Annotated in this window: 19 protein-coding genes and 1 pseudogene; 14 read left to right on the top strand and 6 right to left on the bottom strand. The window is 57.7% G+C overall.

What is annotated here, in order from left to right; genetic code table 11:
• Positions 1 to 115: 115 nt before the first annotated feature.
• From LOY56_RS16970 to LOY56_RS16950, 5 genes and pseudogenes are all read left to right on the top strand, one after another.
• A pseudogene (locus LOY56_RS16970) lies at positions 116 to 588 on the top strand (hypothetical protein).
• 12 nt (positions 589 to 600) lie between these two features.
• Positions 601 to 843 carry a hypothetical protein gene (locus LOY56_RS16965; RefSeq protein WP_253472245.1) on the top strand — a complete coding sequence of 81 codons (243 nt, stop codon included), beginning with the start codon at positions 601 to 603 and terminating at the stop codon, positions 841 to 843.
• 243 nt (positions 844 to 1,086) lie between these two features.
• Positions 1,087 to 1,680: an NUDIX domain-containing protein gene (locus tag LOY56_RS16960; protein WP_258615822.1), complete on the top strand. Its 594-nt coding sequence runs from the start codon at positions 1,087 to 1,089 to the stop codon at positions 1,678 to 1,680.
• A gap of 117 nt (positions 1,681 to 1,797) precedes the next feature.
• Complete coding sequence (locus LOY56_RS16955; protein WP_258615821.1) at positions 1,798 to 2,337, top strand: kinase inhibitor; 540 nt, start codon at positions 1,798 to 1,800, stop codon at positions 2,335 to 2,337.
• Positions 2,338 to 2,342: 5 nt separating this feature from the next.
• Complete coding sequence (locus LOY56_RS16950; protein ID WP_258615819.1) at positions 2,343 to 3,161, top strand: helix-turn-helix transcriptional regulator; 819 nt, start codon at positions 2,343 to 2,345, stop codon at positions 3,159 to 3,161.
• An 18-nt stretch (positions 3,162 to 3,179) separates the two neighbouring features.
• Here the strand turns inward: LOY56_RS16950 and LOY56_RS16945 are convergent, their stop codons facing one another.
• Positions 3,180 to 3,698 (bottom strand): methylated-DNA--[protein]-cysteine S-methyltransferase, encoded by a 519-nt coding sequence (locus tag LOY56_RS16945; RefSeq protein ID WP_258615818.1) that lies wholly within the window; start codon positions 3,696 to 3,698, stop codon positions 3,180 to 3,182.
• 152 nt (positions 3,699 to 3,850) lie between these two features.
• On the opposite strand from LOY56_RS16945, the gene ggt reads away from it, so the two are divergent.
• Positions 3,851 to 5,578, top strand: coding sequence for a gamma-glutamyltransferase (gene ggt / locus LOY56_RS16940; RefSeq protein ID WP_258615817.1), 1,728 nt, complete (start codon positions 3,851 to 3,853; stop codon positions 5,576 to 5,578).
• A 136-nt stretch (positions 5,579 to 5,714) separates the two neighbouring features.
• Positions 5,715 to 6,248: a cysteine hydrolase family protein gene (locus LOY56_RS16935; protein WP_258615816.1), complete on the top strand. Its 534-nt coding sequence runs from the start codon at positions 5,715 to 5,717 to the stop codon at positions 6,246 to 6,248.
• On the opposite strand, the gene LOY56_RS16930 is transcribed toward LOY56_RS16935, so the two are convergent.
• Both LOY56_RS16930 and LOY56_RS16925 read right to left on the bottom strand, forming a co-directional pair.
• Complete coding sequence (locus LOY56_RS16930) at positions 6,238 to 6,396, bottom strand: MbcA/ParS/Xre antitoxin family protein (RefSeq protein WP_258615815.1); 159 nt, start codon at positions 6,394 to 6,396, stop codon at positions 6,238 to 6,240. The two genes, LOY56_RS16935 and LOY56_RS16930, sit on opposite strands and share 11 nt — an antisense overlap.
• Before the next feature lie 187 nt (positions 6,397 to 6,583).
• Positions 6,584 to 6,943: a DUF6124 family protein gene (locus LOY56_RS16925; RefSeq protein ID WP_258615814.1), complete on the bottom strand. Its 360-nt coding sequence runs from the start codon at positions 6,941 to 6,943 to the stop codon at positions 6,584 to 6,586.
• 467 nt (positions 6,944 to 7,410) lie between these two features.
• On the opposite strand from LOY56_RS16925, the gene LOY56_RS16920 reads away from it, so the two are divergent.
• A complete protein-coding gene (locus LOY56_RS16920) occupies positions 7,411 to 7,593 on the top strand; it encodes a hypothetical protein (protein WP_258615813.1) in 183 nt (60 codons plus the stop codon).
• A 348-nt stretch (positions 7,594 to 7,941) separates the two neighbouring features.
• Positions 7,942 to 8,595, top strand: a complete 654-nt coding sequence (locus LOY56_RS16915; protein WP_038982589.1) for a peroxiredoxin — start codon at positions 7,942 to 7,944, stop codon at positions 8,593 to 8,595.
• Positions 8,596 to 8,783: 188 nt separating this feature from the next.
• On the opposite strand, the gene LOY56_RS16910 is transcribed toward LOY56_RS16915, so the two are convergent.
• Complete coding sequence (locus tag LOY56_RS16910; protein ID WP_258615812.1) at positions 8,784 to 9,644, bottom strand: CAP domain-containing protein; 861 nt, start codon at positions 9,642 to 9,644, stop codon at positions 8,784 to 8,786.
• A 251-nt stretch (positions 9,645 to 9,895) separates the two neighbouring features.
• Here LOY56_RS16910 and LOY56_RS16905 point away from each other — a divergent pair, with 251 nt between their 5' ends.
• The 3 genes from LOY56_RS16905 (at position 9,896) to LOY56_RS16895 (ending at position 12,217) form a co-directional block, all read left to right on the top strand.
• On the top strand, positions 9,896 to 10,708 hold the full coding sequence (locus LOY56_RS16905; protein ID WP_258615811.1) for an AraC family transcriptional regulator: 813 nt from the start codon (positions 9,896 to 9,898) through the stop codon (positions 10,706 to 10,708).
• 96 nt (positions 10,709 to 10,804) lie between these two features.
• Complete coding sequence (locus LOY56_RS16900; protein WP_258615810.1) at positions 10,805 to 11,191, top strand: cupin domain-containing protein; 387 nt, start codon at positions 10,805 to 10,807, stop codon at positions 11,189 to 11,191.
• Between the two features lie 204 nt (positions 11,192 to 11,395).
• Entirely contained in the window at positions 11,396 to 12,217 is an 822-nt protein-coding gene (locus LOY56_RS16895) for a MinD/ParA family protein (protein WP_258615808.1), read from the top strand.
• A 58-nt stretch (positions 12,218 to 12,275) separates the two neighbouring features.
• Here LOY56_RS16895 and LOY56_RS16890 read toward each other — a convergent pair whose 3' ends face one another.
• A complete protein-coding gene (locus LOY56_RS16890) occupies positions 12,276 to 12,761 on the bottom strand; it encodes an adenosine-specific kinase (RefSeq protein ID WP_258615806.1) in 486 nt (161 codons plus the stop codon).
• Positions 12,762 to 12,983: 222 nt separating this feature from the next.
• The gene (locus LOY56_RS16885) at positions 12,984 to 13,568 is read right to left on the bottom strand and encodes a thioesterase family protein (RefSeq protein WP_258615799.1); all 585 of its coding nucleotides are present in this window, start codon (positions 13,566 to 13,568) and stop codon (positions 12,984 to 12,986) included.
• 111 nt (positions 13,569 to 13,679) lie between these two features.
• On the opposite strand from LOY56_RS16885, the gene LOY56_RS16880 reads away from it, so the two are divergent.
• Positions 13,680 to 14,645 (top strand): GlxA family transcriptional regulator, encoded by a 966-nt coding sequence (locus LOY56_RS16880; protein ID WP_258615797.1) that lies wholly within the window; start codon positions 13,680 to 13,682, stop codon positions 14,643 to 14,645.
• A gap of 110 nt (positions 14,646 to 14,755) precedes the next feature.
• Positions 14,756 to 15,388 (top strand): glutathione transferase, encoded by a 633-nt coding sequence (gene yfcF / locus LOY56_RS16875; protein WP_258615795.1) that lies wholly within the window; start codon positions 14,756 to 14,758, stop codon positions 15,386 to 15,388.
• The last annotated feature ends 10 nt before the right edge of the window (positions 15,389 to 15,398 follow it).

Genomic DNA, 15,398 nt, shown 5'->3' with positions numbered 1-15,398 from the left:
CCAACACACCTTGCCAGCAAGGTGAAATGATTTGAATCCAATGCGCTCCTTGTAGAGAATCGCCATCTTTGCCTCGAAAGGATGCGCGATGAAGTTCGAAGGGGCTTACCAATAAATGGGCAATCACGGGATCGTCTTCAACGTCTCGCAGATCACCTCACCGACAGCGAACGCGGACGCCTGCGCGAGCTGCATTTTGGCGAGGCGAAAAGCGCCCACTATGAGGTCAACAGCAAGGTCGTTGAGGTGTACGACAAGATGCAGGCCAAGAGCCTGCCGTGCCTGATGATGATCGGCATCTCCAAGCCGCTGACCCGGCAACAGGGCGATGCCCTCAATGCTCAACGCACCAAGGTCGCCAACCTTGCCGCCTCCGCCTTCGGTGGCGCTGCCGGTACTGTGGGCGGTTTAGCCGGACCTGCAGGCAGTGTCGCCGCAGGTACTGTTGTAACGGCGGGTGTGCGCTCGTACGTCAATGACGCTCTGCCCACCTACCATGCTGGCGACGTAATCGTCAGCATCCAGGCGCAGGTCAATGGTGGGATTGGCCCACAGCGCTCTTCCGAATCCCTGATCATCAAGACCTGAGTGGGGCTGCACATGTCCGAAATTACCCAGACGGTCATCGTTGTGGCGCTGGCCTTTCTACTTGATCGGTTTCTTAAGCCGTACCCGCTGCGCAAGTGGCTAGGGGTGACGCTGGTGGTGGCAGGCGCAATCGGCTGCGTTGCAGTGAGCCAGACCCAGTTGCTGGGCTTTGACTTGGGATTGATGTCGGTCCTTGCCGTGCCGGTGGGCGCGGGGCTGTTCGTGACCAGGCGGCGGTTCGAGCAGATTGACTGAAGGTCAGGAAGGTGTGTTGGCCGGACGGATGCCTTGCTCCCGCCTGAGTGCGTAGCGCTCACAAAAATCGCAATGGTTGTCAGATTTTTGGGGCCGCTACGCAGCCCAGCGGGAGCAAGCTCCCTCGCCACAGGTTTCTCTGAGTCCAGATTCTCTTAAATGAACAGCATTACGGCAGTCGCCGGGCTTTTCTGTTTTCGCCTAACATGGGCGCTTTCTGACGAACATAAGGATGGGATTGTCATGTCGAACACAGCCGAGCGGGTCAACATCATCGAGTCCCAGGTGCTGTCCCACGACTGGTATCTGCTGAAGAAAATCACTTTCGATTATTTGCGCAACAACGGCGACTGGCAGCGCCAGACTCGCGAAGTCTACGACCGGGGCAATGGCGCGGCGATTTTGCTGTTCAATCGCGAGAAGAAAACCGTCGTACTGACCCGCCAGTTCAGGCTGCCGGTGTTCGTCAACGGCCATGATGGTTTGCTGATTGAAGTGGCGGCGGGGCTGCTGGAAGGCGTTGCGCCCGAAGAGCGCATTCGTGCTGAGGCCGAAGAGGAAACCGGCTATCGCGTCCACCATGTGCAGAAGGTTTTCGAGGCTTACATGAGCCCCGGTTCAGTGACCGAAAAGCTGCATTTCTTCATCGCCGAGTACGACGCCTCTTCGAAGGTCAGCGATGGCGGCGGGCTTGAGGAAGAAACCGAAGAACTGGAAGTGCTGGAGTGGAAGTTCGACGACGCGCTGGCGGCGTTCTATCGCGGGGAGATCTGCGATGCCAAGACCATCATGCTGCTGCAGTATGCAGCGATGAAGGATGTCTTCGGACCGGTTTGAGCCGGTTCGTCTGATTCGAGAGAGCGTTCAGGCACAATGGTCGAGCATTTCGGCACAGTATCCAGCCTTCGCGCTCTCTAGACTCGTACCTCACGCCAACACTCAGATGAGGTCACGATGAACATCAGAATAATCCTATCCGCATTGTCCATGGGGGTCGTCCTCTCGGGACACGCTGCCGACTTCTCGCTGACGAGCCAGGATATTGCCGAGAACCGCCCGCTGACCAGTCGCGAAGTGTTCCAGGGCTTTGGTTGTGAAGGGGGGAATACTTCTCCCGAACTTTCCTGGCGCAACGCCCCGGCGGGCACCAAAAGTTACGCGATCACGGTCTACGATCCTGATGCGCCGACCGGCAGCGGCTGGTGGCATTGGACGGTGGTCAACTTACCCGTTTCAACCAGCAGTTTGCCAAGAGGGGTCGGCTCGAACCTGCCTGCCGGTGCAGTACAAGGGCGAACCGATTATGGCCAACCGGGATTTGGCGGGGCTTGCCCTCCTGTAGGGGATAAGCCGCATCGCTATCAATTCACCGTATGGGCGTTGAAAGTCGATAAGCTACCCCTCGACAACCAGGCCAGCGGAGCCTTGGTGGGCTATATGCTCAATGCTAACGCCTTGGCCAAAGCGACCATTACTTCAACTTACGGACGTTAAGAACGATGCGCCCTTGTGTCGGCATACAGCACCGCGAAAATATTATCGATGCGTGTGTCATACGGGCGCGACAGCCCCATACATTGCAACGGGTGCCGATATTCGCTACCGCCTTGTGTCGAGTGCGGCAGGGGGAAAAACTGCTGCAATGGGATGACCGGCAGATGCGTGCCGGGCCGCAACATCTGATTCTGATGCCGGCCGGGCGCGAGCTTGGCATCTCAAACTTCCCCGGCCTTCACGGTCACTACATCGCTGATGTCGTGACCTTTCCCGGTTCGACTCTGCGTAATTTCAGCAGCCGATATGGCCAGCAGATCATGAGTCATCGCCGTGCCCTGAAGACCGATCTATGTGTCCCTCTGGACAGGCATACAACGCAGGCATGGGATCAGTTGTTGGCCTCCATCAATGCGGATGCTCCAGATGCATTATGCACCCACTATGGGGAAGCGGTTCTTCTGAGCCTGTGCCTTGGCGGCCAGGCCGGGCCGCTGCTGATGGATCGCAACGATCCACTGTGCGAACGGGTGCAGCAGCTGGTAATGGGCAGCCCGGAGAGAGACTGGACTGTTGCGCACGTTGCGCAACACCTGAACCTTGGTGAGTCGACTTTGCGTCGCCAATTGGCCAATGAAGGGGGCAGTTTCAGGACTATTCTGGAACGTGTTCGACTGGCTACGGCGCTGCAATGGCTGCAAACCACGTCTCGTCCCATCGGTGAAATTGCCGGTGCCAGCGGTTACGCCTCGGCCTCACGTTTTGCAGTGCGCTTTCGCTCACACTATGGCTTGTCGCCACGGGAATTGCGGGCGGCGATTTAGGCCGCTTGTGTGAGTCTGTTAGATAAACAAATCGTCCATCGTGCCGGCTCCGTGGCACTCGTACCCCTCCAGCGTCAGCAACCGCTCTTTCGCCTCAAGCCCACCGGCAAACCCCGTCAGTTTCCCCGACGCACCGATCACCCGATGACACGGCGCGACAATCGAAATCGGATTCTTGCCATTAGCCGCGCCCACCGCCCGAACCGCACTGGGATTGCCGATCTGCCGGGCAATCTCGCTGTAGCTGCGCGTTTCGCCAAACGGAATGGTCAGTAACGCCTGCCACACCTTCTGCTGAAAGTCCGTCCCGGCAAAATCCAGCTCCAATTCGAAACGGTTGCGCGTGCCGGCAAAGTATTCCTGCAGTTGCTGTGCGGTGCGCACCAGGATCGGGTTGTCCGCCGCTTCAGTCATTGGCCCCAGCCTTACCCGGCCCGACTTGTCGTTTTCCCAGAGGATGGCCGCCAGTCGCGCGCCTTTCGCGACCAGTTTCAATTTGCCGACCGGAGACGCCAGGGTGGTGAAGGTGTAAGTCATGCCGGCGGACTCCGTAAAAGTGCTGAACAGGGGGGCCCAGCATACTGCCTCGTCGGGGAGGCGCAATACGCAATCCCAGCCATACTTGCCTACTGCTCTTGAACCGTTCCCTCTGTTTTTGACAGAGCCTAAAAACAAAAAGAGACCGACTCATGAAGTTCGAACCTTTTACCCAATCGCTCGTGGCAACCGCATTGGCGCTGAGTTGCCTGACGGCCCACGCGGCCTCCGTCGCCCCGGTCGCAGCCGAAAACGGTATGGTCGTCACCGCCCAGCATCTGGCCAGCCACGTCGGCGTCGATGTGCTCAAGAATGGCGGCAACGCCGTCGATGCCGCCGTTGCGGTGGGTTATGCGCTGGCGGTGGTGTACCCCGCGGCGGGCAACCTGGGCGGCGGCGGTTTCATGACGATTCAATTGGCGGATGGGCGCAAGACCTTCCTCGATTTCCGTGAAAAAGCTCCGCTGGCCGCGACCTCCGACATGTACCTCGACAAAGCGGGCAACGTCATCCCGGACCTGAGCACCCGCGGCCATCTTGCCGTTGGTGTGCCGGGCACCGTTTCGGGCATGGAACTGGCCCTGAAGAAATACGGCACCAAACCCCGCAAGGAAGTGATCGCCCCGGCGATCAAGCTTGCCGAAGACGGTTTTGTGCTGGAGCAGGGCGATGTCGACTTGCTGGAGTACGCCACGGACGTCTTCAAGAAAGACATGCGCGACTCAGGCTCGATCTTCCTGAGTAATGGCGAGCCGATGCAGGTTGGCCAGAAACTCGTACAAAAAGACTTGAGCAAAACCCTGCGGGAAATTTCCGAGAAGGGCGCCGACGGTTTCTATAAAGGCTGGGTGGCCGACGCCATCGTCACCTCCAGTCAAGCCAACAAGGGCATCATCACCCAGGCCGACCTCGACAAATACCAGACCCGCGAACTGGCGCCGATCGAGTGCGATTACCGTGGCTATCACGTGGTCTCGGCGCCACCGCCAAGCTCAGGTGGCGTGGTGATCTGCGAGATCATGAACATCCTCGACGGCTACCCGATGAAAGACCTGGGCTTCCGCTCAGCGCAGGCGATGCACTACCAGATCGAAGCCATGCGTCACGCGTATGTGGACCGCAACAGCTACCTCGGCGACCCGGACTTTGTGAAAAATCCGATCGCTCATCTGCTGGATAAAAACTACGCGACCAAAATCCGCGAAGTCATCGATCCGCAGAAGGCTGGCGTATCCCGCGAAATCAAACCTGGCGTAGCGCCCCACGAAGGCAGCAATACCACCCATTACTCGATCGTCGACAAATGGGGCAACGCGGTGTCGGTGACCTACACCCTCAACGACTGGTTCGGCGCCGGCGTCATGGCGAGCAAAACCGGGGTCATCCTCAACGATGAAATGGACGACTTCACCTCGAAAATCGGCGTGCCGAACATGTACGGTCTGGTGCAGGGCGAAGCCAACGCCATCGCCCCCGGCAAAGCGCCGCTGTCGTCCATGAGCCCGACCATCGTCACCAAGGACGGCAAAGTCGTCATGGTTGTCGGCACGCCCGGTGGCAGCCGCATCATCACCGCAACCCTGCTGACCATCCTCAACGTGATCGACTACGGCATGAACATCCAGGAAGCGGTGGATGCGCCGCGTTTCCACCAGCAATGGCTGCCGGAAGAAACCAACCTGGAGAACTTCGCCTCCAGCCCGGACACCAAGAAAATGCTCGAAAGTTGGGGGCATAAATTTGCCGGGCCGCAGGACCCGAACCATATCGCCGCTATTCTGGTAGGTGCGCCTTCACTGGAAGGCAAGCCAGTGGGCAAGAACCGCTTCTATGGAGCGAACGATCCACGGCGTAATACCGGGTTGTCACTCGGTTACTAAAGCAGGCGATCAGCGGCTACCTGAACTCCCCGGGTGGCCCCGATCTCCGATCCTCGAACGCAGCCTCGACAGCTGCTACAGACCAGAAAGGGAGTTGTAATCCATCGTTCTACCGACCTATCTAAGGAAGGAAGCCATGAGCACCGCACTCCTGATCATTGATGTCCAACGCGCGCTGTGCACCGGCGAGTATGAATGCTTCGACATCCAGCGCGTCATCGACACCATCAACGACCTCAGCACCAGAGCTCGCGCCGCCGACATTCCGGTCATCCTGATCCAGCACGAAGAAGAGGGCGACCTGCTGCAATACGGCAGCGAAGGCTGGCAACTGGCCGACGGTCTGAAGACTTCACCCCAAGACCTGCGGCTGCGCAAAACCACCCCGGATTCGTTCTACCAGACCCACTTGCATGAACATCTGCAAAAAGTGGAGGCCGACCGCCTGATTATCTGCGGCCTGCAAACCGACTACTGCGTCAACGCCACCGTTCGCCAGGCGCATCAATTGGGCTACGACGTCGTGCTGGTGGCCGACGCCCATTCCACCATCGACAACGGCACGATGAGCGCCGAAGACATCATCGCCGAACACAATAAGGATCTGGCGCACTTGACCGGCTCCGTGGCGCGGATCGATGTGATGCCGGCCAGCGAAATCAACGTCTGAAAACACCGTCAGACGAGCGAGCTCCCGAATTTGAAATCAGGTCGATGGGTACCTCACCATCAAGGCCCCGTGCAGGTCTGATCATCCACTGCTCGGCAAGCTCACGCGAACCCAGTGCATCCGTGCCTTTTCCAGGACCTACGATCATCGCTATTTTTTCCAGAAAGCAAGACAGCAACCATGGGGGGGCACGTGACTCTCCAACAATATTTGCCTACAACGCATCCAGAAACCTGTGGCGAGGGAGCTTCCTCCCGCTGGGCCGCGCAGCGGACCCAAAAAAGGATCGCTGCACAGCCCAACGTCAGGGATCCACTCACCACAGCAAACTGCACCTACTTGGGTAGATCAATTTTATCCAACACTCGGTTCGCCGTGATCTCCGCCACCATAATGCTGTTCGAAATACCCAGCAGGGCATGACGAGACTCCCCCTCCAGATGATCGACCAACTGATGGACCATCACATCGACCGAGGCTAGCGTCTCGACCAAAAAAACCGCCAGGGTTTCGGTAGTCGCCTCTGGGTCCACGGAAAACAGTTTGCTAGGTTTACGCGCAGTGGCTTTGATGTCGGCATTCGACGGAAAGTGGAAGTCGAGGGCCCGTTCGGCGGCCTCGTTGAGCTTTCTTGAATCGGGTTCGTAAGGGGATATCGGATCGGTGTCTGGTGGGTTTGGCGTTACTTTGAACATGGTGACTAACCTCTAGTGAGGCCGCAACCATCTCGCTGCTAAACGAAAGGGTGGCAGCTGTGCGCAAGTTAGCAGACCGGTAAGTCACCCAAAACCCGGCGCACCCGAAGGTGCCATGCGCACAGCCACCATCAAGTGCAGGCGAATGCCTGACTGGATAAGACATGTGCAACCGTGGATGACTAGCCGGGCTGCTAAACCCGATCACTGGGAATCAGTGATGCGAATCAAGTTACCGGCGGAGCACCAAGCGCACAAGCCGGCGGATTCTGGCGCGGCCGTAGGCAACGGCGCAAGGTTTTGTAGCTTTCAGGAAGTAACTTTGAGGGCGCTTAAACAAGGAACATCTGGCGATGTTGAATTCTCTTGTGCGCGAGCCGTACAGGCAGGCGGATGGTCTAGAGGCGATCTAAATGTTAGGTTGAACCATCCTGAGCTTATCGAGTTCCTAACCGAGGCAGAGAAAAATGAGTGCAGCTAAGACCGGAAAATCCAGTCCTTTGGCTGAATTTTTCTGCAAGGCTTCCCCCGAGACCAAGCGGGATGTATTTATAGTGGCGATGTCTAAAGCGATCGCCTCTCAGCGTGACGTGCTGGATAAGGCGGAAGCTATCAAGATGGCGCGAAAAGCCGAGAAGGCTTCTGTCTAAGCGAATGTGTCATTGACGAAAAAGCCCAGCTATCCGCTGGGCTTTTTCATTTCTGGGGATTCGTACAGGCGCAAGGGTCAGACCAAGCCTCGGCCAGAAGCTTCGCGAGGAAGGGAAGCTCTCTACAGCAGACCTCATCAATCTGCTCGCGGACGTGATCATGTGTTGAGCTATCGTGCAGCTTGAATACCTTGTTGTTCAAGGGCTGCAGAGTAGGTGCGTCGATAGCTACCTTGTGTTCAAGCGTCTCCTATACTGATTCGCGTTGACAGGTTCAACGCAGATCCTGAATGCCGTTGGAGCAGCAGCCAGTGGCTTCCCTGTGACTCAACTGTAAGGAGAACGAACATGGCAATCCGTATTGGCGACGAAGCACCGGACTTTACCGTCGAAAGCACCGAAGGCCCGCTGCATTTCCATGAATGGATCGGCGACAAGTGGGCGATTCTGTTTTCGCACCCCAAGGACTTCACCCCGGTGTGCACTACTGAGCTTGGCTACATGGCGGGGCTCAAGCCTGAGTTCGATAAACGCAACACCAAGATCGTCGGGCTCAGCGTCGACCCGGTCAGTAACCATCAGACCTGGGCCAAAGACATCGAAGAGACTCAGGGGCATGCGGTCAACTATCCGATGATCGGCGACGAGAACCTGGTGGTGGCGAAGCTCTACGACATGATTCATCCAAATGCCAGTGGCGGCGCACGGACTGCCGTGGACAACGCTACGGTGCGTTCAGTGTTCATTATCGGCCCGGACAAAAAGGTCAAGGCGATGCTGATCTACCCGATGAGTGCCGGGCGCAACTTCGATGAAGTGCTGCGTCTGCTCGATTCCCTGCAGTTGAACGCCAAGCACACCGTCGCCACCCCGGTGAACTGGCGTCCGGGCGAAGACGTGATCATTCCCACTTCGGTCTCCGATGAGGACGCCAGGAAGAAGTATCCCGATGGCTTCAAGACAGTGAAACCTTATTTGCGCACGGTGGCGCAACCGAAGTAAGCCATTTGTTGGGAGGCCACCAGGGTCGGCCCGTCGCCTTGCCGGGTCAGCCTTGCCCAATGTCAGTTGAACAATCTCAACCGCGACGCATTGTTTGTGATCTCGGCGGCCTCAGGCGGTGCTGCCGAAGGCTCGGGACGCGTTCGACAGCACAGGTTAGCGCTTTTCCTCCAGCAGGCTTTCCTCACTCAAGGCGCGCCAAACAGCATCGTCCAATAAACCCCCTTATTACTGCGCGAGTCTGCGGCATAGGCCGCGCCAACCTGGGTAAACATCGGGTTCATCAGGTTGGCGCAATGCCCGGGGCTGGCCAGCCAGCCGGCCATCGCCTTGCTCGGTGAACCTTGCCCGGCGGCGATGTTCTCGCCAATCTGCCGGCCGCGGTAGCCGGCGGCTCTGGCTCTATCCGCCGGCATATCGCCGTCGGGGTCTTGGTGGGCGAAGTAATCGCCGTAGGCCATCGCTTTGCTGTGGCCTTGCGCGGCGGCCCCCAGAGAAGCATTCCAGGCCAATGGTCGCGCGGCGGCGAATCGCTGGCGCCCACACAGGCGAGGCCTGGACCGTGCCGCGTTGACCTCGGCCAGCAACGCCTTGCCCGCTGCTCGCGAATCGCCGATACGCCCATCGAGCACCGGTTGTGCCAGCACCACTTGCCATTCGCTGCGGGAGCGAGTGACGCCGATGTCGGCGAACTGGGCATCGAGCAGCGCCCCGCAGTGGTCGCTCTCAAGCATGTCAAACGCTTCGTCGGCATCTTGCGCGCCGACCACGCGAATGGTGCGCACCGTTACCGCTTGATAGCCGTTGGCTTTCAAGGCGTTTCGCAAACCGCCGCCATAGCCGACCGGCAAGGCCAGGTTCGATTTCAGCGACAGCGGCCGTAACGGCTTGACCGCACGTCCCGCGCAGCGATCGGGGTCGGCGCGATAGTCGTTGATGACCTCCACCAGTTGCCGCTCCCCACTGGCATGGGCGGGGCTGGCGAGTAGTGGGAGCAAAGGCATCAGGCACAGAGAAACAAAGCGACAGCAGCGGACGGTTGGGCGCATGAACGGACAGCTCTGATGAGATGACGACGATAGGGGGGGGCAGGAACGAGCAATGACCGTAGGAGCGCTTCGTTGGATGAGCTTCTTTTACGGCACGGCTAAGACTGCGGGTCTGAAGACTGGTTCACGAGGGAAAGAAACAAATTTAGCGATGACACCGTGGGGGAATCTGGCTTGCGCCAGCCAGTCACTCAAGGACATCAGACGCTCGGACTGGTACCGTACTGACATCAGTCGGACGGTACAGGAACATGACTAAAACCAAAGACGACAAAGACTGGGTAAAGCGCTCGGCTCAGCCGTTGAAGATCGAGCGTATCGAAGCCTTTTTCGGCGGCCATGGGTTTACGCCGCATCGCCACGATACGTACGCCATCGGACGAACGTTGTCGGGTGTACAAAGCTTCCAGTACCGCAACACCCAGCGTCACAGCCTGCCTGGGAAAACTGTCGTTTTGCATCCGGACGAGGTGCATGACGGTGAAGCTGGCACCGAAGCGGGTTTTCATTATCGGATGATCTACATCGAGCCCGCTTTGATTCAGCAAGTATTAGGCGGCAAGCCCTTGCCCTTCATCGAGGGTGGTATATCGAGCGATCCACGGCTTTATGCCGCGACCCAGGTGCTGCTGCAAAACCTCGACGCTTGCATCGAGCCCCTGGAAGAAGACGATGCCATTTACGATCTCGCGCAGGCGCTGGATGTGCTCTCTGGTCAACGCGGGCGACGCAAGTCGTTTGACTTCGCAGCGGCCGAACGCGCGCGTGCGCTGATTCATGAGTCGCTGGATCGAGTCATTACTCTGGATGAATTATCGCAGGCGAGTGGTCGAGACCGCTGGAGCCTGAGCCGTGATTTTCGTGCGCTGTATGGTACGAGCCCTTATCGATACATGACTCAACGACGTCTCGATCTGGCAAGAGCACTGATGTTCGGGGGCCACTCGATGGCGGAGGCGGCCGTATCCGCGGGCTTTTTCGATCAAAGCCACATGACGCGCCAATTCGTCCAGACCTATGGCGTCTCACCCGGCCGGTGGATGAAGCGGCTGGGCCTTGCTTGAGGATGTTCTTGGGCTACTTGCACAATCATGCAATACGCAGCGTTGAGTCGTCTCTAAAGTCAGGACTCGATATTCTGGCTAATAAGGGCAACTCAAATGAATTCCCAACCCGGCGTGACGACCAGCAACGCGATTAACTTTGCCGAAAAATTTGCTTTGTTCAGCGAGCAATGGGCGCCCAAGGTCATTGCCGAAATGAACGACTATCAGTTCAAGGTAGTGAAAATCGAAGGCGACTTTGTCTGGCATTCCCATGCCGACACCGATGAAACCTTCATCGTCCTCGAAGGCGAGCTGCGCATTGATCTTCGAGAGGGGGCGGTTGTGGTCAGGCAGGGAGAAATGTACGTCGTTCCCAAAGGTGTCGAACACAAGCCTTATGCGGCGCGAGAGGTGAAGATGTTATTGATCGAGCCGCGTGGCGTGCTCAATACCGGGGATCAGGAGGGAGAAAGAACTGCAATCAATGACGTCTGGATTTAGACGTCCGGGCAGTTTCTCCAGCCCTCATTCTCTGAGTCCATGGAGCGCGCAAGCGGCGTTTTCGTTGAAACGGCTCGATGGCAGGAGGCGAAATGCCTCTTGTCGGAAGACAACGCTGCTATTTCGCGCTTTTCAGCTATTCTTGCGGCAACAGGATGGTGCCATTACGTACTGGCACACGATGCGCAAGAAAGGGAAGACAAAATGGATGATGTGCATTGCGTGCAAGTTATCGCTGTGACTGGCGGCAAGGGTGGCGTGGGCAAGACAACGGTGGCGGTTAACCTTTCGTTGGCGCTGGCAAAAATGGGGCGGCGGGTCGTGTTGCTGGACGCCGATCTTGGCCTGGCGAATATCGATATTCTGTTGGGGCTGATTCCGCGCTACACACTGGCCGATGTCATCGAAGGGCGTTGCGAGTTGTCCGAGGCGCTGGTGCCAGGGCCTGAAGGCATTCGTGTCGCCCCGGCCTCTTCTGGCTTGCAGAGCATGATTCATCTGGAGCCGGCGCAATACCGTGCGCTGATCCAGTCGTTTAGCGATATTGGCGACAAGCTGGATGTGCTGGTCATCGACACGGCCGCCGGTATTGGTGGCTCCGTGGTCAACTTCATCCGCGCGGCGCAGGAAGTGCTGGTGGTGGTGTGCGATGAACCTACCTCAATCAGTGGTGCTTACGGGCTGATCAAATTACTCAATCTGAATTACGGCATGCACCGTTTTCGAGTGCTGGCCAATATGACGAGCAGCCCGGCGGAAGGGCGCAATCTGTTCGCCAAGCTGGAAAAAATTACCGATATGTTCCTGGACGTCTCGCTGCAGTACGCCGGCGCGGTGCCGAACGACGAGTCCGCGCACAAGGCCGCGCAGAAAGGGCGGGCAGTGTTTGCAGCCTTTCCCCGTTCCAAGTGCGCTCAAGCCTTCCAGGCCCTGGCTCAAAACGTCGACACCTGGCCATTGCCGATTCATCCGAGAGGGCATGTGGAGTTTTTCGTTGAGCAGCTTGTGCAGAATTCTGGCAGGTGAGACTGCTCGATTTCCAAGGCCCGTCCTGTGCGGGCTTTTTCGTATCCGTAGGTTCAACTCACTGCTTGTAGCCGATCTGTCGCAACAGATTCTTGCGCCACAGGATATCTTCATCGCTTTCAATGTCTTTGGCACAGCAGCCATCCACCACGCCCAGGATCGCTCGCCCCTGTTTCGTCTCAGCAAGAATCACTTCGGTGGGATTGGCTGTTGCACAAAAAATACGGCACACCTCTGGGACCATTTTGACGGTGTTCAACACGTTCAGCGGATAGAAACCGTCACCCAGAAAAATGATGAAGCTATGGCCCGCGGCAATGGCCTGCGCATTTTTCTGCGCAAGTTCGATCATGTCGGTATCGGTGCCGGACCATCGCACCAGGCATTTGCCGGAGGCTTCACAAAAAGCCACACCAAACTGGATACCCGGCACGGCGTTAACCAACGCTTCGTGAATGTCTTCGACGGACTTGATGAAGTGCGTTTGACCCAAAATGAAGTTCGTCGCTTCGGGCTTATCGATTTTCAGCGTGATGAATTGCATCTCCAACGCCTCCTGTCACGAAGTTGCGATCTCTATTCGAGCCGGGACGGTGTCTTGCTCAGCTGGCGGAGTCTCGGTGTAAACGCGAGTCTCCCCTGGTTTTTAGCTGATTTTCTCGAAATCCCGGGCACTGATTTCATGTTCGATCTGCAACTGAACGATCATGCGATTCCGGCTCATGGCTTGCAGTCCTTGGTAGGGAGATCAGGTGAATATTAGCTACTATTCGGCCGCCTGTTTGGGTTCAGAGACAGGAAGCTGAATCGCCAGAGCTTCTTCCCCTCGCAGCTGGCGGCTCATGTCGTCGCAGCTCTGCGACCAAGCCGTCAACCACGTCGCCATCTCGGGTGATTGTTCGGCCAATCCCAGTTCCCGGACAAACTCAACAGGTGCCACCGTGCCCTTAGCCGCGCGGAACACCCCCCGCATGATGACGACGCCAATCACCCGCCCTTTGCTCACGAAGCGGTGTTCCATAAAACTCCATTTATCGTCCCAGCCGAGGATTCGGGTATGAATCTCGAACGATTCGAACAGCTTCAGCTCGCGACGAAACTTGCCCCAGGTATCCCCGACGATCGGCACCGCTCTATGGCGCAGGGCTACGCGGTAGGCGCCGCTGCGCAGGACGAAATCCATGCGGCCTATGTCGGCCAGGGTGAAATAGCGGCCATTGGTGACGTGTCGGTTGAGGTCGAGATCGAGCGGCCAGACGCGCATGCGGATGACGGTGGTGGCCAATGCATCGACCGGCTTGCGCCACGGGCGACGAAACAGCATGAGGAACAGTCGAAACCAGAGATTCATAAGGATGCCGAAGGCTGAGTAGAGCGGTGCACTTTAGGGGGGAGAAATCGGATAAGGTAGGTGCACAAATGACTTTTTTCATGCGAAAAGCGCAATCTGGATCGTTCATTCATGCACGTGACTCTGCTACTGGCTGATCAATGTTCCGCCGCCAGCGCCACCTTGGCGCAGGAAGTGCTCAGTGCCGCCAACCTGTTCGCCAACACCACCCGCGCGCCGTTTGATGTGGTCGTGGCCTCATTGGATGGCGGTGACGTCGCCGCGTGGGGCGGGCAGACGTTACGCGTGGACCGATCCGTCGACGAGATCTGCCGAACCGATCTGGTGGTGATCCCGGGATTCCTCTTCACGCTGAAGGACGCCTTGCCTGCTTTTCCAGGCTATGGGCCGTGGCTGCGCCAACAGCACGCGCAAGGCGCAGTGGTGGCTTCAATGTGTACAGCGGCGTTCATGCTGGCCGAAGCGAGTATGCTGGATGGCATTCGTGCCACCACACACTGGGCATTTGCCGATCTGTTTCGCCGCCGGTATTGCGCAGTTTGTCTGGAGGAGGAGCAAATCCTTTGCGAGGACAATCGCATCATCACTTGCGGGGGCGCGAGTGCTGCCATGGATCTTTTGCTGCACCTCATCCGTCGGTTCGCTTCACTGGAGCTGGCGCAGAAGTGTGGCAAATACTTACTGGTCGACAACGTGCGCAGCGAACAATCGGTGTATGTCATGTGGTCACTGCCGAAGAACCATGGGGATGGCGATATCCTGCGCGTTCAAGACTGGCTGGAGGACAACTTCCATCAGCCACTGTTGATCAATGACGTGGCCCAGCGATTCGGGTTCGGCATCAGGAACTTCAAAAGGCGTTTCAAGGAAGCCACTGGGTATACGCCGCTGACCTACCTGCAAGCGCTACGCGTGGAGAGGGCAAAGCAGCTTCTTGAATCAACACGAATGACGCTGGACAGCATCACTTACAAAGTCGGTTACGAGGATGGCAATTCCTTTCGCAGGCTTTTCCGGCAGCGAGTGGGCCTGCTTCCAGCGGCTTACCGGAAGAAATTCCAACCGAGTGTGAACTGAGCGGCGGTCAATCGCAGGTATTCCGCTGAAGAATGCCTCCATAAAAAACATGCATTTTCTTTATGGCATGGGATCTCGTAGCGTGTCTGCTCACCCTATGGAGATGACCCGTGAATAATTCCCGCCTGCGCCTGTACGTTGATGCTCAATTCACCAGCCCCTATGCCCTGTCGGTTTTCGTGGCCCTTCGCGAAAAGGGCATCGAATTCGAACTGAGCCCGCTGGACCTCGACGCATTCGAAAACCAGTCAGAAGACTATGCCAGCCTCTCGCTGACCCAGCGCGTACCGACGCTGGTGCATGGCGATTTTGCCTTGTCTGAATCGTCGGCGATCACTGAATACCTGGAAGACGTTTTTCCCCAGACGCCGGTTTACCCGCAAGACCTGAAGCAACGCGCGAAGGCACGACAAGTCCAGGCGTGGCTGCGCAGTGACCTGCTACCTATCAGGCAGGAACGATCCACATTGGTGGTGTTTTATGGCCGCAAATCAGCGCCCTTGTCGCCCGCTGCCGAGTCGGCCGCACGCAAGCTGATCGGTGCCGCCCAAGCGCTGCTGGCTGATGGGCGCGAGAACTTGTTCGGCCAATGGTCGATCGCCGATGTGGACCTGGCCTTGATGCTCAACCGGCTGATACTCAACGGCGACGCCGTGCCATCCGCGCTGGCGGAATACGCGCAACGTCAATGGCAGCGGCCTACGGTGCAGGAGTGGGTCAAACTGCAACGTCCTGCGCTGTAGCGGTGTGGAA

Source organism: Pseudomonas sp. B21-048 (genome assembly GCF_024748615.1).
Classification (GTDB): Bacteria; Pseudomonadota; Gammaproteobacteria; order Pseudomonadales; family Pseudomonadaceae; genus Aquipseudomonas.
Note: the sequence above shows the minus strand (reverse complement) of the source record. Positions and strands in the feature narration are given on the sequence as shown.